We start from the raw sequence: 19,728 nt of genomic DNA on the forward strand, positions 1-19,728 counted from the left end.
TGCCGGGGCGCCCCCGCCGCATGGATTGATTAATGAACATACAGACCAGCCCCGCGCAGATCGAAAAGACAGGCGCGCATGTTCCGACAACGCTGGAAGAGCCCATCCGCTCGCAATTCCTGCCCGAAGACCGCCTGCGCAACCTGGGCGAAAACCTCGCCAAGAGCGAGGTCGTCAAACTGGCCGGACTGTTGCCCTTCGACTTCCAGGCCCGCATCCGCGAGAACGCCAAGAAAATCCTCGAGGTCTACCGGCTGACCAATGCGGCGCAGGGGCGTGGCGAGACGATCACGCCGGCCGCGCAGTGGCTCTTGGACAACAACTATCTGGTCGAGGAAACGATCTACCAGATCAAGCGCGACCTGCCTCAGCGCTTCTATCGCCAGCTTCCTACCCTCAAACTGCCCGACGGAACGACCATACCCCGCGCTCTTGCGGTGGCATGGGCCTATGTGGAGCATTCCGACAGCTCCGTCTCGGCCCATATGTTCAAGGCGATCGTCGAAGGTTTCCAGTCCGTCGAACCGATGCGCATCGGCGAAATCTGGGCGCTGCCGTCGCTGTTGCGCTTCGTGCTGATCGAGAATTTGCGCCGCCTGGCAGTCAGGGTCCACCGGACCCGCGACATGCGGATGATCGCCAACGAGGTCGCGGACCGCGTGCTCGCTTTGACCGAGGACGACGACAAGTCCATCCTGGCGCCCTACGCGTCGCATGCCCGCGACACCACCTTCGCCACGCAATTGCTCTACCGTTTGCGGGACGGTTCGCAAAATGCCGGCAAAGCCTTGGAATGGCTCGAAGACGAGCTTGAGAAGTCCGGAACCGACGCCGAGGAAATCACCATTGCCGAGCACCAGACGCTCTCAAGCGGCAATGTGACCACCGGCAACATCATCCGCGGCCTGCGCCTCATCAACGACGTCGACTGGACGGTCTGGTTCGAGGAGGTCAGCCGCATCGACGCGCTCCTGCGCGAGCGGACGAATTTCAATGCGCTCGACTTCGCCTCCCGCGACCAGTACCGGCGCGAGATCGAGCAACTGGCGCGGCGCTCCGAGCAGTCCGAATATTCCGTCGCCGAAAGAGCCACCGAAATGGCCGGGGGCGAGCGCGCCACAAGCGGATCGGCCGAGCCTGCCGATGTCGGCTTCTTCGTGGTCGGACCGCGCCGTCCGGAACTGGAGCGGGCAATCGGCTACCGGCCGAGCCTTGCCGAGCACTTCAAGCGCTCCTTCCGCCAGAGCGGCTGGCTCGGTCTGGTGGTGCCCGTCTTCGCGCTGACGATCCTGCTTCTGTGGGCGACCGGGTCCGCGCTGGTCGTCCTCGGCCTGTCGCCGGCGGCCATCGCGCTGATGCTCGTGCTGTTCTCCGTTCCGGCCAGCGAGGGCGCGCTGGCCTTCTTCAACACCGTGGTTCTGCTGTTCCTGAAGCCGACCCGGCTGATCGGCTACGAATACAAGGACGGCATCCCGGCGGAAGCGCGCACGCTGGTCGTGGTGCCCTCGTTGATCGGCTCACGCGACGACGTCGAGGAAAACATCCGCAACATCGAGGTGCACTACCTCGCCAACATGTCGGACGAACTCTATTTCGCCCTGCTTTCGGACTGGCCCGACAGCCAGCAGGAACTCAGCGCCACCGACACCGAGATCCTTGACTTCGCCCGCACCCAGATCGCGCGGTTGAATGCGCGCTACCCGACCGAAGGGCTTCCGCGCTTCTATCTCCTGCATCGCAGGCGCCTCTACAATCCCTCGCAGGGCTGCTGGATGGGCTGGGAACGCAAGCGCGGCAAGCTCCACGAGTTGAACCTGCTCCTGCGCGGCGACAGCGACACCACCTTCCTGCCGCTGGAATCCCCGCTGCCCGAAAATGTCGTCTACGTCATGACGCTGGACGCCGACACACGCACCACGCGCGGCGCGGTCGCCAAGCTCGTCGGCAAGATGTACCATCCGCTCAACCGTCCGCATTTCGATGCCGCCAGGCGGGTCGTGACGTCCGGATACACCATCCTCCAGCCGCGCATCACGCCCTCGCTGACCACGGGCGACGACGCTTCGTTCTTCCAGCGCGTCTTCTCGGCCAATCGCGGCCTCGATCCCTATGTCTTTGCCGTATCGGACCTTTACCAGGACGTGTTCGGCGACGGCTCCTTCACGGGCAAGGGGCTTTATCACGTCGATGCCTTCGAAGCGGCGTTGAAGGACCGCATCGAGGAGAACACCATCCTCAGCCATGACCTGCTCGAAGGCGCCCTGGCGCGCTCGGCGCTGGTCACCGACGTGGAGCTGGTCGAGGATTACCCGACCCGCTATTCGGTGGACGCTTCGCGCCATCATCGCTGGGCGCGAGGCGACTGGCAGCTTCTCAATTTCATCCTCGATCCGCGCTCCGGCGTGCCGGCCTTGTCGCGCTGGAAGATGGTGGACAATCTGCGCCGTTCGCTCACGCCCATATTCTGGGTGCTGGCGTCGATCGCCGGTTGGACGCTGCTGCCCTTCACCCAGGCCGCCCAATGGCAGGCGCTGCTGATCCTGTCGCTGTTCATGGCGCCGACCTTCGACATCGTGAATTCGCTGCTCCCGAAGAGCCGTGATTCCACGCCGCGCGGCCATTTTTCGGCGCTCGCGCGCGACATCGCCTTCGGCACCGCCATGGTCGCGCTGAAAATCGTCCTGATGGCGCATCTGGCCTGGATGATGTGCGACGCCATCGGCCGCACGCTCTACCGGCTTTTCGTCTCGCGCAAGAGCCTGCTGGAATGGCGCACGGCTTCCCAGGCCCATCGGGGCTCCGGCGACGGCCTCGGCTATTATTACGGCCTCATGTTCGGCGCGGTCATCATCGGCCTGGTCGGCCTGGCCATCCCGGTGCTTGCCGATTCCACCGGTGCCTTCGTCGCCTTCTTCTTTGCCGTGTTCTGGATCGGCTCGCCGGCCTTCGCCTGGCTCATCAGCCGTTCGGCCGAAACCGAGGACCGGCTGCACATCCTGCCGCGCGACGTGTTCGCGCTTCGCATCGCGGCGCGGCGGACTTGGCACTATTTCGAGAGTTTCGTGGTGGAGGAACACCACCACCTGCCGCCCGACAACTTCCAGGAAAGCCCGGTGCCCGTGGTGGCACCGCGCACCTCGCCGACCAATATCGGCGTCTATCTGCTGTCGGTGGTGTCGGCCCGCGATTTCGGCTGGATCAGCCTGTCCGATGCCGTTACCCGCATCGACGCCACGCTTGCGACCATGGAGAACATGCCGCGCAGCCGCGGCCATCTCTACAACTGGTACGACACCCACACGCTGAAGCCGCTCTATCCGCTCTACATCTCGGCGGTCGACAGCGGCAATCTGGCCGGTCACCTGGTAGCGGTGGCCGCCGCCTGTGCCGAATGGGCCGAGGCGCCGTCCGTCCACCTCCAGGGCGATTTCGAGGGCATCCTCGACACGGTCGCCATTCTCGACGAAAGCCTTGACGAACTCCCCGACGACCGCCGGCAGTTGCGGCCGCTGAGGCAGCGCCTTGCCGACCGTCTCGACGGCATGCGGCGCGCCGTGCGCACGATCAAGGCCCAGCCCGAAATGGCTTCGATCCGCACGATCAACCTGGCCGTGCTGGCTGGCGAGATCCGCAAGCTTGCCGCCGCCATCCATACCGAAGCGGCATCGTCCAGCAGCGAGGTGCTGACCGATTGGGCCGCACGGCTGGAAGCGACCTGCGAAGCCCATGTCCGCGACGCGCACAGCGACGACAAGGCGGTCGAGGCGTTGCGCGCCAAGCTGCTCGAACTGCGCGAGCGCACGCGCCGTTTCGCGTTCGAGATGGACTTCTCGTTCCTGATGCGCCCGGAGCGCAAACTCCTGTCCATCGGCTACCGGGTCGAGGAGCACCAGCTTGACGAAGCCTGCTACGACCTGCTGGCGTCCGAGGCCCGGCTGACTAGCCTGTTCGCTATCGCCAAGGGCGACCTGCCGACCGAGCACTGGTTCAAGCTCGGCCGTCCCATCGTCGAGATCGGCTTCCGCGGCGCTCTGATGTCGTGGTCCGGCTCGATGTTCGAATATCTGATGCCGCCGCTCGTCATGAAGGAACCGCAGGGCAGCCTGCTCAACCAGACAAGCAAGCTCATCATCAAGCGCCAGATCCAGTACGGCCGTGAAAAGAACGTGCCGTGGGGCATTTCGGAAGCGGCCTACAACGCCCGCGACCGGGAAATGAACTACCAATACACCAATTTCGGCGTGCCGGGCCTCGGTCTCAAGCGCGGTCTTGGCCAGAACACGGTCATCGCGCCATATGCGACGATCCTGGCGGCGCAGTTCATGCCGCATGAGGCGGTCGAGAACCTGCGGCGCCTGAAAGGCATCGGCGCACTGGGCCGCCACGGCTACTACGACGCGGTGGACTTTACCCCCCAGCGCGTGCCCGAGGGAGCCCGCTGCGCGGTAGTGCTGAACTATTTTGCGCACCATTCCGGCATGTCTATCGCCGCCATAGCGGACGCCGTGTTCGAGGGCCGGCTGCGCGACCGCTTCCACAGCGACCCGGTCATTGAATCGGCGGAACTGCTTTTGCAGGAAAAGGCGCCGCGCGAAATCCCGGCCGACACGGTCCGCACCGAGGCCGAGGAACGGTCTTCCAAGGACGATACCGAGGTGCAAAGCCCGGATTCGCGCATCATCCTGGACCCGGCATGGGCGCTTCCGGCGACCAATCTGATTTCCAACGGCCGCTATTCGGTGATGGTCACGGCGACGGGTTCCGGCTATTCGCGCTGCGGCGACACCGCCATCACCCGTTGGCAGCCCGATCCCACCGAGGACAAGCTCGGCTCCTACATCTTCCTGCGCGACGTCGACACCGGCGACTGGTGGTCGGCGACGACCGAGCCGAAGCGGGCGCCGAACGAAGTCGCGCAGACGCTCTTTTCCGACGACAAGGCAAGCTTCGTCAAAACGGTCGGCACGTTGCGTTCGGAGGTCGAATGCATCGTCGTGTCCGAGGGCAACGGCGAGGGCAGGCGCGTCACGCTCTACAATGACGGTTCAACCGATCGCCATATCGAGGTGACTTCCTTCGCGGAACTGGTGCTGGGCTCCGAGGACGCCGACAACGCGCATCCGGCCTTTTCGAAGATGTTCGTGGAAACGGAGATTTCGCCCGACAACAACGCCATCTTCGCCACCCGCCGCAAAAGGGAAGCCAGCGAACCCGATGTAGCGCTGGCGCATTTCGTCACCGACCCGTCGGGCCTCGCGCGCGACACGGAGGCGGAGACGGACCGCCGTGCGTTCATCGGCCGGGGACGAACCCTTGCAGAGGCGGCAGCCTTCGACAGCGGTGCACGCCTGGGCGGACATGCCGGTTTCACCCTTGACCCGATCGTCTCCCTGCGCCGGCGGGTGCGTGTTCCGGCCAACAAGAAGATCGCCCTGACCTACTGGACCACCTTCGGCACCAATCGCGAGGAGCTGGAGGAAGCCCGGGGGCGTCTCGACCATGCCGAGAGCTTCGCCCGCCAGTCGATGCTGGCGTGGACCCGTTCGCAGGTGCAGACCCGCCACCTCGGCCTCAGCCTGACCGACGCGGCAAACGTGCAGAAACTCGCCCGCTACCTGATCTATCCCGATCCGTTCCTGCGGGTGCCGTCGGAAGTCATCGCATCGGGGCTCGGCAAGCAGTCCAGCCTGTGGCCGACCAGTATTTCCGGCGATTTTCCGATTTTCGCGGTGCGGATCGGCGATATCGCCGACATCGAGATCGTCGCCCAGGCGCTGCGTTTCCAGGAATATATGCGTTCGCGCGGCATGACCGCCGACCTGGTCATCGTCAACGAGCAGGCGTCGTCCTACGTCCAGGACCTTCAGCACGCCATCGAGTCGCTGGCCGAGAACAGCCGCCTGCGCGGCGGCGAACTGGGGCCGCGCCAGCACATCTTCACGGTGCGCCGCGACCTGATGGACGAGCCGACCTACAGGACGTTGCTGGCCGTGGCCCGCGTGGTGCTGCACACCCGCAACGGCACCATCTTCGACCAGATCGAACGCGCCGACACCGCAGCCATCCAGGCCCGCGATGCAGCGCAGCCCGGCGGTGCCCTGGCGCGCAAGGATCGGCCGGATTCCTCCCATGGCGGATCGAGGCAGCTGGAGACGCTCGGTTCGGGCGGGGACGGCCTGAACCGCTGGAACGGCTTCGGCGGCTTCGCCGGCGACGGCCGCCATTATGTCACGCGCTTGAATGGAAGGCGCACGACGCCGCAGCCCTGGATCAACGTCATCGCCAACGAAGGCTTCGGCTTCCATGTCTCGGCGGAGGGAGCCGCCTTCACCTGGAGCCGCAACAGCCGCGACTATCAGATCACGCCCTGGTCGAACGATCCGGTGACGAACCGGCCGGGAGAGGGCATCTACGTTCATGACCTGGACAGCGGCGACACGTTCTCGCCGCTCGCCACCGTGGTTCGCGATCCTGCGATGACATATGAGATCTGGCACGGGCAGGGCTTCTCCACCTTCCGCACCCGGCGCGACACCTTGTCGATGGACTTGACCCATGTCGTCGATCCCGCGGACCCCGTCAGGATCACGCGGCTGCGCATCCAGAATGAAGGCGCGAAACCGGCAAGGCTGCGCATATATGCCTATGCGGAATGGGTCCTGGGCAGCCACAGGTCGAAAACCGCCGCAACCATCATCCCCTCGCTGGACAAGGCGACGGGGGCGCTGTTCGCGCAGAACCCCTACGGACTGGATTTCGGCGACCGGTTCGCCTTCCTGGCTTCCGATCGCGCACCGGACTCGGTGACGGCCGATCGGCAGGAGTTCATCGGGCGCCATGGCGACAGCCGCAGGCCACAGGCCGCTCTCGCCGGAGCGGCGCTGTCCGGCAGGGTCGAGGCGGGCGACGATCCCTGCGCGGCCATCGCCCGCGACATCGAGGTCGCGGCGGGCGGCAACGTCACCTTGCTCTGGCTGCTGGGCGATGCAGGTTCCGCCGCGGAGGCCACGGCCCTGATCAAGACGCACCGCGCCAAGAACTTCGACCAGCGGCTCGCCGACAACGAGAAGGACTGGCGCCAGTTCCTGGACACGATCCAGGTCGAGACGCCGGATGACGGCCTCAACGCCATGGTCAATCACTGGCTGCCCTATCAGGCTCTGGCCTGCCGCATCCGGGCCCGTTCGGCGTTCTACCAGGCCAGCGGGGCTTTCGGCTTCCGCGACCAGTTGCAGGACACGCTGGCGCTGATGGCGCACGATCCCGCGCTGGCGCGCGAGCAGATCCTGAACGCCGCGCAACGGCAGTTCCCTCAGGGTGACGTCCAGCACTGGTGGTTGCCGCGCAGCGGGGCAGGCGTGCGGACCATGATCTCGGACGACGTCGTCTGGCTGGCCTATGGCACCGCTCGCTATCTCGAAGCGACGGGCGACAAGACGATCCTGAAGGAGAAACTGCACTTCATAGACGGGCCGGAACTGGAGCCGGGGGAGCACGACGCGTTCTTCACGCCCGAATCCTCGAAGAAGACCGCCTCGCTTTACGAGCACTGCGCGAAGGCGCTCGAGCTTGCCATCAAGCGCAGCAGCCCCGCCGGCCTGCCGCTGATCCTTGGCGGCGACTGGAACGACGGCATGAACCGCGTGGGCGAGGGAGGCAAGGGCGAGAGCGTCTGGCTCGGCTGGTTCCTGCTCAGCACGCTGGTGGACTTCATCGCGGTCGCAAAGGCGGAGGGCGACGACAAGCGCGCCGACGCCTGGGAAGCCCACGTCGCCTCGTTGAAGCGGGCGCTGGAAAACAGCGCCTGGGACGGCGAGTGGTATAGGCGCGGCAGCTACGACGACGGCACGCCGCTGGGTTCGCGCAGTTCCGACGAATGCAAGATCGACTCCATCGCCCAGTCATGGAGCGTGCTCTCGGGCGAGGGCGATCCGGCACGGTCCCGCACGGCCATGGGCAGTGCCGTGAAGATGCTGGTCGATGACGATGCCAAAATCGTGAAGCTCTTCACGCCACCCTTCTCGAAGACGGAGAAGAATCCGGGCTATATCAAGAGCTACCCGCCGGGCGTGCGCGAGAACGGCGGTCAGTACACCCACGCTGCGACCTGGTTCGTGATCGCGCTGGCCAGGATGGGACAGGTCGACGAAGCCTATCGCTGCCTTTCCATGCTCAATCCGGTGAACCACGCGGCGGACGAGGCCGCGGCCGAACACTACCGCGTCGAACCATATGTGGTGGCCGCGGACATCTATTCCGGCGACAAGGCCGGGCGCGGCGGCTGGACCTGGTACACGGGCTCGGCAGGCTGGCTCTACCGCGCGGCCGTGGAGGGCATTCTCGGCATAAACCGGCGCGGCAAGCGCATCGAAATCGATCCCAGGCTGCCTTCCCATTGGGACGGCTATTCCGCCAGGCTGAAGCTGGCGAACGCCGATTGCTCGATCCGGGTCGTGCGCGCGAAGGGCGCCAGGTCCATCACGCTCGAGGTCAATGGAAACAAGGTCAAGGGCCTGTCCTTTGAGCCGAAATCCGGTTCGAAGCTCGAGATCGTCGTCAAGATACCGGCGGGCGTCAGGTCCGATGACTAAAATTGCGGCAGCGCGCGCCGCTGCCGCAATTTTGCCGCAGGACTGGCATTTCACCTTTTATCTCAAACCGTTAACCGATCACGCCAAATTTCGATCCGTTGTCATGTTTTGTTCGCGGAATCGGAACGGACGGGGTGCGGGAGCATTGTTTTGTCATCCGACTGAATATACGTATCCACACCGATGATACGGTGCAAAACGGATAGTTTCGCGGAGTAGTCGAGTGTCCCTTCTGCAAATCTACTGGAGAGCGCTCGCTTATCTTGCTTCCGAGAAGAAGCGTGTAGCGTTCCTTTGTGCGGCTAACGTCACCCTGGCAGCAGTTACTATCCTGGAGCCGATTATGTTCGGCCGGGTGATCGATGCCATTTCCAACCGCATCGATGCCGTGCCGCCCCTGGCAATGTGGGCCGGGCTGGGTGCCTTCAACATCGTTGCCTTCGTGCTCGTGGCACGTGGCGCCGACCGTTTCGCGCACCAGCGCCGCTGCGAAGTGCTGTGCTCGTCCTTCGAGCGCGTCATCACCATGCCGCTGGCCTGGCACCATATACGCGGCACCTCCAATTCGCTGCACACGCTGATCCGTGCGGTGGAAGCCCTTTTCACCCTGTGGCTGGAATTCATGCGCCAGCACCTGTCCACGGCCGTCGCGCTGTTGCTGCTGGTGCCGACCGCGCTGACGATGGACCTGCGCATGTCGGCGGTGCTGCTGGTGCTCGGCGTCGTCTATTTCGCCGTGGGTCGCCTCGTCATGCGCAAGACCAAGGTAGGTCAGGCGAACGTCGAGCGGCACTACCACACCGTCTTTGCCCATGTGACGGACTCGGTGAACAACGTTGCCGTCCTCCAGAGCTATAACCGCATCGGCCACGAGGCTGAGACGCTGCGCAAGCACATCAAGGATCTGCTCAACGCCCAGTACCCGGTTCTCGACTGGTGGGCGCTGGCCAGCGCGCTGCATCGCCTGTCCTCGACCATTTCGATGATGGTGGTGCTGATGATCGGCGCTTATCTCGTCAGCCATGGCGAACTGCGTATCGGCGACGTCATCGCCTTCACCGGCTTCGCCACGCTCCTGATCGCGCGGCTGGACCAGGTGTCGGCCTTCGTGAACCAGATTTCCGAAGCCCGCGCCAAGCTGGTCGACTTCTACAAGATGGAGGACTCGGCGATCGAGGAAGCCGAGCCCGAGGGCCTGCGCGAGCTTGGCGCGGTCACCGGTCATATCCGCTTCGAGAATGTCGGCTTCGAGTTCCCCAATTCGGGTCAGGGCCTGGACGATGTGTCGTTCGAAGTCAACGCCGGGCAGACCGTGGCCATCGTCGGACCGACGGGCGCCGGCAAGACCACGCTCATCAATCTCCTGCAGCGCGTCTACGCTCCCGAGCGCGGCCGTATCCTGATCGACGGCATCGACACGCGCACGGTCACGCGGGCTTCGCTGCGCCACTCGATCGCCACCGTGTTCCAGGATGCGGGCCTGCTCAATCGCTCGATCGAGGACAACATCCGCATCGGTCGCTCCGATGCCAGCTATGAGGATGTCCACGCCGCGGCCGAAGCTGCCGTCGCGCAGGAATTCATCCTCTCCAAGAGCGGCGGCTACGACACCATCGTGGGCGAGCGCGGCGGGCAGCTTTCCGGCGGCGAGCGTCAGCGCATCGCCATCGCGCGCGCCGTTCTGAAGGACGCTCCGATCCTGGTTCTGGACGAAGCCACCAGCGCGCTCGACGTCGAAACCGAGGGGCGCGTCAAGGAAGCCATCGACGATCTGCGCCGCAATCGCACGACCTTCATCATCGCCCACCGCCTGACCACCGTGCGCGACGCCGACCTCGTCGTGTTCATGGACAAGGGCAGGGTGGTCGAGATGGGCGGCTTCACGGAACTCTCCATGCGCAACGGCCGCTTCGCTTCGTTGCTGCGCGCCGGCGGCCTGCTCAACGACGACGAGGTTCGTCGCCTGTCCAGCGTATCGATCCGCGACGAGGCCGCCTGATCGGCCCCTGTGCGGCAATACTTCACCGTCGCATCCGATTGCCGTGATTGCCGCCGGCGCGGCGGCGGTCTATGTAACGGCGCATGAGCGATATGAGCGCGCGCCCGTCGAGCTGGGCGGACTTTGCCAACCCCACGCGATTCGTCGCGCTGGCCGATCGGCTGGTGCCATGGCTTGCGGTGGTCTCGACGCTGCTTCTGGCGGCCGGGCTCTATATGAGCTTCGCCTCCCCGGAAGACTACCAGCAGGGCAGCACCGTACGCATCATGTATATCCACGTGCCCTTCGCGTGGCTTGCCATGATGTGCTACACGCTGATGGCCTTTTCGGCGCTCGGCACGCTGGTATGGCGCCATCCGCTGGCCGATGTCGCGCTGAAATCGGCCGCTCCCATCGGTGCGGTGTTCACCGCCCTTGCGCTGATTACCGGCTCGATCTGGGGCAAGCCGATGTGGGGCACCTGGTGGGTCTGGGATGCGCGGCTGACCTCGGTCTTCGTGCTTTTCCTGATGTATCTCGGCATCATCGCGCTGACCCGCGCGATCGACGATCCGGGCCGCGCGGCATGGGGGGCCGCCATCATAACCCTGGTTGGCTTCATCAACGTTCCCATCATCAAGTTCTCTGTCGAATGGTGGAACACGCTGCATCAGCCGGCTTCGGTGTTCCGGCTCGACGGTCCCACCATCGATCCCAGCCTGCTGCGGCCGCTTCTGGTGATGGCCTTGGGCTTTACGATGCTCTTCTTTACCCTGCACCTGATGGCGATACGCACGGAAATCAACCGGCGCCGTGTCGCGGCCATGCGGCGGCTGGCTGCCCGCCGCGCTGAATCCTGACAGGGAAGCCCGTCATGAAACGCTCCGAAATCAACACGGTCATTCGCGAAGCAGACAGCTTCATCCGGTCCTTCGGCTATGTCATGCCGCCCTTCGCCTATTGGACCCCGGACGAGATGAAGGCGCGCCGGCAAAGCTCTGCCGGCATTTTCGATGCAAGGCTCGGTTGGGACATCACCGACTACGGACAGGGCAAATTCGATGAGCTTGGCTTGTTCCTGTTCACCGTCCGCAACGGCCGCTTCGAGGACATGAAGAAGGGCGCGGGCATGCTCTATGCCGAGAAGATCATGATCTCGCGCAAGGACCAGCTTTCGCCGATGCATCGCCATGTCATCAAGGCCGAAGACATCATCAACCGCGGCGGCGGCAAGCTGGTGCTGGAGCTTTTCATGCCCGACGCCGATGGCGGCATCGATCCCTCGGCGGAAGTGTCCGTGCCCGTGGACGGCACCATCCGCAAGCTGCCGGCCGGCGGCCTGCTGAAGCTCGATCCGGGCGAGAGCGTGACCCTGCTGCCGGGCGTCTGGCATGCCTTCTGGGCGGAAGGCAAGGATGTGCTGATCGGTGAAGTCTCCACCGTCAACGACGATCTCACCGACAACATCTTCCGCGAACCGATCGGCCGCTTCGCGGATGTGGAAGAAGATGTGGCGCCGCTTCATCTGCTCGTTTCGGACTACGAGCGCTGGGTAGGATAGGGCGTTTTTCTGCCTCCGCCCAAACGGAGTTTTCGCGTGATCGTTCGGTTAAAGCGAACGTTTCGACACTTATAATGCGTTGGAATATTGATTGGAAGAATGCGATTCCAAGGCCAACAGCTTTGGAGTATCGCAATGTCCTCAATCTCGCCAACTGCCGACGACACGCGGCCGAACATCCATCGTTCGCACAAGAACCAGGCCATGGCGGCCGGTTTCGGCAAGCAGACCGTCTGGGCCGGTATCGTGCTCGCCTGCGTCGTCGCCGCTTCCGCCTTCTCCATCCGCAATCTTCCGGGTCTCGGCATCTTCAGCCCGATGATCCTTGCGGTGCTTGTCGGCATGGTCGTCTGCAACCTGGTCGGCGCTCCCGCCCACGCAAAGCCCGGCATCGCTTTTTGCCAGCGCAACATTCTGCGCTACGCCATCGTCCTGCTCGGCTTCCAGCTGACGGTGACCCAGTTGACCTCGATCGGCGTGTCGGGCGTCGGCATCGTTGCGCTGACGCTGGGCGCGACCTTCTGCTTTACCGTCTGGCTCGGCCGCACGCTGGGCGTGGACAGCAAGCTGGCGCAGCTCATCGCGGCCGGTACGTCGATCTGCGGCGCCTCCGCCGTCGTTGCGACCAATGCGGTCACTTCCGCCAATGACGAGGACGTGGCCTACGCCGTCGCAGCAGTGACCGTGTTCGGCACCATCGCCATGCTCGGCTACCCGCTGCTCGAGCCGTTCCTCGGCTTCAGCCAGCATCAGTTCGGCCTGTGGTCCGGTGCCTCGATCCACGAGATCGCGCAGGTCATCGGCGCCAGCTTCCAGGTCGGCCCGCAGTCCGGCGAGATCGGCACCATCGCCAAGCTCGCCCGCGTCACCATGCTGGCGCCTGTGGTCATCACGCTCGGCATCCTGGCCGCCCGCAGCCGCAAGAGCGAATCTGCCGCCAAGCCGCCGATGCCCTGGTTCGTCGTCGCCTTCGTCGGCGTCGTCATCATCAACAGCTTCGTCACGATCCCGGCGGAAGTGAAGCAGGTAATCGTGCTGCTGACCACCTTCATGCTGTCGGTCGGTCTGGCCGCCATGGGCCTGCAAACCAACGTCTCGGCCATCCGCTCGCGCGGCCTGCGGCCTTTGCTGCTTGCTCTTTCGGCATTTATCTTTATCGCTTGCTTCAGCCTAATGCTGGTGAAGCTCGCGGGATAAGGATGACGCTGGAGCAATTGCGGATCTTCGTTGCGGTCGCCGAACGTGAGCATGTGACCCGCGCGGCGCGCGACCTCAACCTGACGCAATCGGCCACCAGTGCAGCGGTGGCCGCTCTTGAAGCCCGCTATGCCACCAAACTGTTCGACCGCGTCGGTCGGCGCATCGCGCTGACCGACGCGGGTCGTTTGTTTCTGGCGGAAGCCAAGGCCGTGCTGGCGCGTGCGGCTTCCGCTGAACTGGTTCTGGCCGATCTCGCCGGAATGAAGGTCGGCTCCCTCGGCCTAGCCGCCAGCCAGACCGTCGGCAATTATTGGCTGCCGAAATTCATCCGCGCTTTCCGTTCGACCTATCCGGGCGTCTCCGTCTCGCTGGTCATGGGAAATACCGAGACCGTGGCGGCGCAGGTCCGTGACGGCGAGGCAAACCTCGGCTTCGTCGAAGGCGCGGTTGAAGAGCCGAGCCTGTCGGTGACGGCGGTCGCGGAAGACGAGATGGCGTTGGTCGCGCCGGCCGGCCATCCCTGGACCCGCCTCCCGCCCGGCAAAAAGCTCGATCTGCGTTCGGCCGCATGGGTGTTGCGCGAACGCGGCTCCGGCACGCGCTCCATCCTCGCGGAGATGTTGCGCGCGGAAGGCATAGGCTGGCCGGAAATTCGCATCGAACTGGTCTTGCCGTCCAACGAAGCGGTGCGGTCGGCGGTCGAAGCCGGAGCAGGGGTCACCGTCATTTCCAAGCTGGTGGTGGCGCGCGCCCTGGCGGCAGGCACCCTCGCAACCGTGCCCTATGCGCTGCCTCCGCGCCGCTTCTTCATGCTTCGGCACAAGGAGCGTTATGCCACGGCGGCCGAGAAGGAATTCATGCGGCTCATCGAGGACGCCTGAATTTCAGCCAAGGAACTTCAGCATCGCGTATAGCCGGTCGAACAGCCGGCCGTAGGGCGGCCACAGAAGCGGGGCGCTGCTGAAACGGGACTGGATGAACATGGGCTTTTCCTTGCTGAAGGTCCGGAAGCCCCATTCGCCGTGATAAGCTCCCGTGCCGCTGGCGCCGACGCCCCCGAAAGGTTGCCGCTCTTGCGCGATGTGCAGCAGGCAATCGTTGATGGTAACGCCGCCGGAGATAGTTTCTCGCAGGACGCGCCTTTGGACGGCCGGGTCCCGGCCGAACCAGTACAGCGCCAGCGGACGGTCGCCGCCGTTCACATGGGCGATGGCCTCGCCGACATCCGAATATTCCAGAACCGGCAGCACCGGCCCGAATATCTCCTCGCGCATCAGCCGGATCTCCTTGCCCGGATTGAGCACGAGAACCGGCGGCATCTTGCGGCTGCGGTCGCCGAAGGCTTCGTTGGCGGGATTGATCTCGACGACCTTCGCGCCGGTTTCGCGCGCCTGCGAAACCATGGCCTTGAGATGGTCGAGATGTCGATCGCTGATGATCGCGGTGTAGTCGGGGTTTTTCGCCAAGGTGGGATATAGCCGCGCGACGGCGGCGCCGAGCTTTGCGGTGACCTGTGCCGAAGACCCCTTCGGCACCAGGAGATAGTCCGGCGCGATGCAGGTCTGCCCCGCATTCAGCAGCTTGCCATAGGCAAGCCTCGCGACGGAGCGGTCGAGGTCGCAGGATGGATCGAAGATGGCGGGGGACTTGCCGCCCAGTTCGAGCGTGACCGGCGTCAGATTGGCCGCGGCCGCTTGCGCCACCTGGCGGCCGACGGAAGTCGATCCGGTGAACAGAAGATGGTCGAACGGCAGCGAAACGAAGGCCTTGCCGATCTCTGGCCCGCCGGTCACGACATTCATCTCATCCGGTGCGAAACGGTCCGCGACGAGCCGGGCGAGCAGGCTGGAAAACTTGGGCGTGAGCTCCGACGGCTTCAGCATCACGCGGTTGCCTGCCGCGAGTGCCGCCGTAACCGGCGCGAGAGCGAGCTGAAGCGGATAATTCCAGGGCGAGACAACGCCGACGACTCCCAGCGGCTGCTGCATGAGCCGGTTGGAGGCCGGCAGGAAGGGCAGGGAGGTCGCGACGCGCCTTTCGCGCATCCAGTTGGCCAGGTGGTTGCTGGCATGGCGGATACCGCTGCGGGTCACGAACAGTTCGGCAATGCGCGTCTCGTGCTGCGACCGGCCGCCGAAGTCGGCGTCGATCGCCTGGCAGATGGCGGCCTCGTGATCGTCGATCAGCGCCAGCAGCCGGGCCAGACGATCCTTGCGAGTTTGCAGGTCGGGAAAGGATTCGGCCGCGAAGGCTTTCCGCTGCGTTTCGAAACGCCCGCGCAGATCGTCCTGTCCGACATGCAGCATGCCGTTCCTGCCTTCCAGCCCTTTGCCGCATCAGAAGCCAAGCGACAAGCTCGCGCAACCTCTTTCGGATTTACGCGGCGGAAGGTCCGGGGTCGTCAAAGCCGTCGTCCGGACCCGACGCGGCATGCTTTTGTGCCGGTCTTGGCGGCAGATCGTCCGAGCGATGCACCACGCGCAGGATCGGACCGCGCTGGCGCGTGGGCTGAGGCCGCGTCTGGCCTGTCTTGTCGAGTTCGCGCTGGGCGGCTTCCGGCTGATAGGCCACCGTCTGCAACGTCACGGTTTCAAAACCGCCGCCGGCTTTCGCGATCTCCATGGACTGTCCTTCCGAAAGCCCGAGCAAGGCCAGCCCGCGCGGATTGGTGATCGGCAATATCGTTCCAACCAGCCCGCGCATGGTATCGTGCGCGATGATCCGCGTTTCCGCCGGCCCGTCATCGATGCGATAGACGACGCGGCTGCTCAGGGTTGCCACGGTCGGGGCAATGTCCTCGCGGAACATCACCACCGCGTTGGATATCTTGCGCCGGACGATCTGCGCCAGCGTTTCGTCGCGGCCGATCGCACGCTCCTGCATCACTTCGAGGATGGTGTAGTCCTTCGTCGTAAGGTGAAAAGTTTCGGTGGCGGACATGGGCGCATCTCCCTGCCGGCCTGCTACAGGAACCCGGCACAAGCATTCATCGGATCGTGGCTGCTTCCCCTGTGCCCGGCCGAAGCGGGGCGCAGGGGTCAAGCTCCTGCGATCAGGCTGCCTGCATGATTGAGGAGGCGGCGCGAGGAACTCCTCATGCCCTTTCCTTTGCGCTTTCCTGCTCGGCGGTCGTCGCCGCGACGTCGAGCACGTCCAACTGGTGGCGCCTGCCGTCGCGGGCGGTCCACATCATGGACTGGCCGGCGGAAAGGCCCAGCAGCGCCGTTCCGATCGGCGTCAGGATGGAAATCTTGCCTTGTGCGATATCGGCTTCCCCGGGGAACACCAGCGTCACGGTCTTTTCCTCGCCGGTGTCGGGTTTGAAGCGAACCGTCGAGCCCATCCGCACGACATTGGCACCGACAGCCGAATCGCTGACGATCCGCGCACGGTCGAGCTCGGCGAAGAGTTCCTCGGAAACCTCGGGGTTCCGCTCCGCCACGGTCTCGGCAAGGGCCGACAGGCGGGCGTGGTCCGTCTTCGAAATCTGGATGCTCGGCTTGCGCCGCAGTCTTGCGTTTTCTGTCATTTCAACTCCGTTTCCTTGTTGCGACCGGACGCGCGCAAGCTGCGCCGCGGCGCCAAGGCGGATGGTCGTGTTCTGTTCAGCGCCGTGGACGCACGGGCCTTCAGGCCGCTCGTCGATCAAATTTGAAGATGTGTGCCCCCTCGGCTCGGGGGGCGCAAACGGCCGAGCCGGGGGCTAGAATCCCGCGATGGGGCAAATCCGGAATGGCAAGAAGCCAAGAAGGGCGACCGTCGTGTTCATGTCTTGATAGTTGGTGATAAGGTCACGGAAGTCAAGCCGGGGTAAAATCTGCGAGGCTCGGCCCTGCCACGACCGCCATGGCAGGAGGAGACGATTGGTCGCGCTCTAATAAGATACATACGTGATATATGTTTTGTCGCGAGGCTCTCCCGACTCGTTCCGCACAACTGACGCCACAGGCATCGGAATACCGAACATGAATGAAACTCCGAAGGTCCGAAAGACGATCGTCGTCGACGGTGTGCCGCTGCCCGACTTGCTGGACGAAACCATGATCCACGATGTCGTTCATGGCTTCTATGCCGAGATCAGGCGCGACTCGCTTCTGGGGCCTGTTTTCAACAATGCGATCCAGCCGGATCAGTGGCCCGGACACCTTGCGAAAATGTGTGACTTCTGGTCGGCGACCTTGCTCAGGACGTCCCGTTACGAAGGGCGGCCGTTGCCTCCACATCTGGCGATCCCGGAACTGGGCGAAGAGCATTTTCGTCGCTGGCTCAGCCTGTTCCAGGCAACGGTAACGCGCAATTGCCCGCCGGAAGTGGCTGAGCTATTCATGGATCGGGCGCTGCGCATCGCCCATTCCTTTCGTCTGGCGATTGCTTTCAGCCGTGGCCAGAATTCGCTCGAAATCGAACCAATCCTGAGGCCGACCCTTTAAAGGGGGAGTGCTAAAGGAAAAGGCCGCAGATGGAGGGGAAGAATCGAATTCCTTCCCAATTTGCGGCGCCGCAAAGTTGGCTGACCCCGGCCTCTATAAAGGCATCGCGGCAGTCGAAATCCATAAACTGAAAGGCAAGAAAAATGAAACATGTAACTGTGATCGCAGCGACTTTCGCCGCCCTGTTGACGGCCGGAGCCGCCCAGGCCGCCGACCATCAAGTCCAGATGCTGAACAAGGGCGAGCATGGCGTGATGGTGTTCCAGCCGAACTACATCGAAGCGGCGCCGGGCGACACGGTCACCTTCGTGCCCACCGACAAGGGCCATGACGCGGCAAGCATCGACGGCATGATCCCCGAAGGCGCAACGCCGTTCAAGGGCGAGATCAGCAAGCCGGTCACCCTCACCGTCGACAAGGAGGGCGTTTATGGCGTCAAGTGCGTGCCGCATTACGGCATGGGCATGGTGGCGCTGGTTGTCGTCGGCAAGCCAGTCAATCTGGAGCAGGCCAAGACGGTCAAGCAGCCGGGCAAGGCCAAGACCGTGTTTGCCGACCTGTTCTCCAAGGTCCCGGCCGGCAACTGAGCCGATCTCTTTCGACCTTCGATGCCGCCGGTCAAACCCGGCGGCATTTTATTTGTCATCGATCGCGGGGCAGGTGGCGGCTCAGTTCCCGCGCCGGATCTGGCCGACTTCGTCCGCCGTCACGCCGGGCTGCTCCCCGCCCCATATGGCCCGCATCCAATTGGCGAGATCCGCCATCTGCTTGTCGTCGATCTGGTCCTTGAAACCCGGCATCGGCTGCATGCGCTCCAATCCGGGGAAACGCTGGGCGGGAATGCCGTTGAGCACGGTATGGATCAGGTTGCGCGCGTCGGTCAGCCGCAACGATGCGTTCGTGGCCAGCGGCACCACCACATGCGGAATGCCCTGACCTTCCACCCCATGGCAGCCCGAACAGAGATTCAGGTAAGTTCCCTTGGCGGAAGCCGACAGATCGGCGGCCACTTCGACAGGCTTGGGCGCAGCAAGCGGGGTGGCCTTGTCGGGAACCTTGTCCAGATCGAACAGGTAGGCTGACATCGCCGCCAGATCGTCGCCGGTCATGTACTGCGTGGAGAAATGCACCACGTCGAACATCTGGTTGGTCATCGCGCCCTGGGCGGAGATGCCGGACTTCATGAAGACGGGAAGCAGTTGCGGATCGAAGCCCATCCGGGCGAGCCCGTCCTTTGTGATATCGGGTGCCGCCACGCCCTCCAGCACGGCTCCCTGAAGATAGGCCTGCCGCTTCATCCCTTGCATGAAGTTTCGCGGCGTATGGCATTCGCCGCAATGGGCAAGTCCATCCACAAGGTAGTGTCCCCGGTTCCAGGCCTCCGAGCGTGCACCGTCGGCGGCCAGCGGCTTGCCCGGCAGGTTGACGAGATTCCAGAAGGTCAGGGACTGGCGTATGCTGAACGGAAATGCCAGGTCATTGCGCTTGTTCTCGACCTTCATCGGCTCCCGGCTCATGAGATAGGCATAGACCGCGTCCACATCCTGCGGGGTCATGCTGCGATAGGATGCGTAGGGCATGGCCGGATAGAGATGCACGCCGCCCTTGCCGACCCCGTCGCGCAGCGCGCGATGGAAATCGGCCCGGCTCCAGTTACCGATGCCGTGATCCTTGTCCGGCGAGATATTGGTCGAGTAGATCGTGCCGAACGGCGTCGGGAAGGGCAGGCCACCCGCCCAAGGCGCGCCGTCCTTGGCAGTGTGGCAGGCGTAGCAATCTGCCGCCACCGCCACATAGGCGCCGCGCTCGGCCAGGCTCTTCATCTGGTCCGCCGGGAGCGGCTTGTCGACGTCCGAGGCGACCACGCTGCGCTCGAACAGGCCGGCGAAAACGGCAAGCGCGACCAACGCCACCAGTACGACCACGCCCGCACCGGTCCAAAGCAATGTTCTTCTACGCATGGCGATC

12 protein-coding genes are annotated in these 19,728 nt (G+C 64.1%); 8 read left to right on the forward strand and 4 right to left on the reverse strand.

Annotation, left to right across the window (positions count from 1 at the left end):
- Positions 1 to 32: 32 nt before the first annotated feature.
- From QU595_RS08255 to QU595_RS08280, 6 genes are all read left to right on the forward strand, one after another.
- Positions 33 to 8,591, forward strand: coding sequence for a GH36-type glycosyl hydrolase domain-containing protein (locus tag QU595_RS08255; protein ID WP_315920591.1), 8,559 nt, complete (start codon positions 33 to 35; stop codon positions 8,589 to 8,591).
- Between the two features lie 223 nt (positions 8,592 to 8,814).
- Positions 8,815 to 10,590, forward strand: coding sequence for a glucan ABC transporter ATP-binding protein/ permease (locus QU595_RS08260; RefSeq protein WP_315920592.1), 1,776 nt, complete (start codon positions 8,815 to 8,817; stop codon positions 10,588 to 10,590).
- Between the two features lie 83 nt (positions 10,591 to 10,673).
- The gene (locus QU595_RS08265) at positions 10,674 to 11,429 is read left to right on the forward strand and encodes a heme ABC transporter permease (protein ID WP_315920594.1); all 756 of its coding nucleotides are present in this window, start codon (positions 10,674 to 10,676) and stop codon (positions 11,427 to 11,429) included.
- A 14-nt stretch (positions 11,430 to 11,443) separates the two neighbouring features.
- Positions 11,444 to 12,130, forward strand: a complete 687-nt coding sequence (locus tag QU595_RS08270; protein ID WP_315920596.1) for a D-lyxose/D-mannose family sugar isomerase — start codon at positions 11,444 to 11,446, stop codon at positions 12,128 to 12,130.
- A gap of 135 nt (positions 12,131 to 12,265) precedes the next feature.
- Positions 12,266 to 13,327: a YeiH family protein gene (locus QU595_RS08275; RefSeq protein WP_410000482.1), complete on the forward strand. Its 1,062-nt coding sequence runs from the start codon at positions 12,266 to 12,268 to the stop codon at positions 13,325 to 13,327.
- Positions 13,328 to 13,329: 2 nt separating this feature from the next.
- A complete protein-coding gene (locus tag QU595_RS08280) occupies positions 13,330 to 14,211 on the forward strand; it encodes a LysR family transcriptional regulator (protein ID WP_315920598.1) in 882 nt (293 codons plus the stop codon).
- Positions 14,212 to 14,214: 3 nt separating this feature from the next.
- Here the strand turns inward: QU595_RS08280 and QU595_RS08285 are convergent, their stop codons facing one another.
- The 3 genes from QU595_RS08285 to rnk form a co-directional block, all read right to left on the reverse strand.
- Complete coding sequence (locus QU595_RS08285) at positions 14,215 to 15,636, reverse strand: coniferyl aldehyde dehydrogenase (RefSeq protein WP_315920600.1); 1,422 nt, start codon at positions 15,634 to 15,636, stop codon at positions 14,215 to 14,217.
- Positions 15,637 to 15,706: 70 nt separating this feature from the next.
- Positions 15,707 to 16,270 (reverse strand): nucleoside-diphosphate kinase, encoded by a 564-nt coding sequence (locus tag QU595_RS08290; RefSeq protein WP_315920602.1) that lies wholly within the window; start codon positions 16,268 to 16,270, stop codon positions 15,707 to 15,709.
- Between the two features lie 154 nt (positions 16,271 to 16,424).
- Complete coding sequence (rnk, locus tag QU595_RS08295) at positions 16,425 to 16,859, reverse strand: nucleoside diphosphate kinase regulator (RefSeq protein WP_315920604.1); 435 nt, start codon at positions 16,857 to 16,859, stop codon at positions 16,425 to 16,427.
- Positions 16,860 to 17,370: 511 nt separating this feature from the next.
- Between rnk and QU595_RS08300 the strand changes: the two genes are divergently transcribed.
- Complete coding sequence (locus QU595_RS08300; protein WP_315920606.1) at positions 17,371 to 17,760, forward strand: group III truncated hemoglobin; 390 nt, start codon at positions 17,371 to 17,373, stop codon at positions 17,758 to 17,760.
- A gap of 143 nt (positions 17,761 to 17,903) precedes the next feature.
- Entirely contained in the window at positions 17,904 to 18,347 is a 444-nt protein-coding gene (locus tag QU595_RS08305) for a pseudoazurin (protein ID WP_315920608.1), read from the forward strand.
- Between the two features lie 81 nt (positions 18,348 to 18,428).
- On the opposite strand, the gene QU595_RS08310 is transcribed toward QU595_RS08305, so the two are convergent.
- Positions 18,429 to 19,721, reverse strand: coding sequence for a cytochrome c (locus tag QU595_RS08310; protein ID WP_315920610.1), 1,293 nt, complete (start codon positions 19,719 to 19,721; stop codon positions 18,429 to 18,431).
- Positions 19,722 to 19,728 lie beyond the last annotated feature (7 nt).

This window comes from Mesorhizobium sp. SP-1A (assembly GCF_032460275.1).
Lineage (GTDB): Bacteria > Pseudomonadota > Alphaproteobacteria > Rhizobiales > Rhizobiaceae > Mesorhizobium.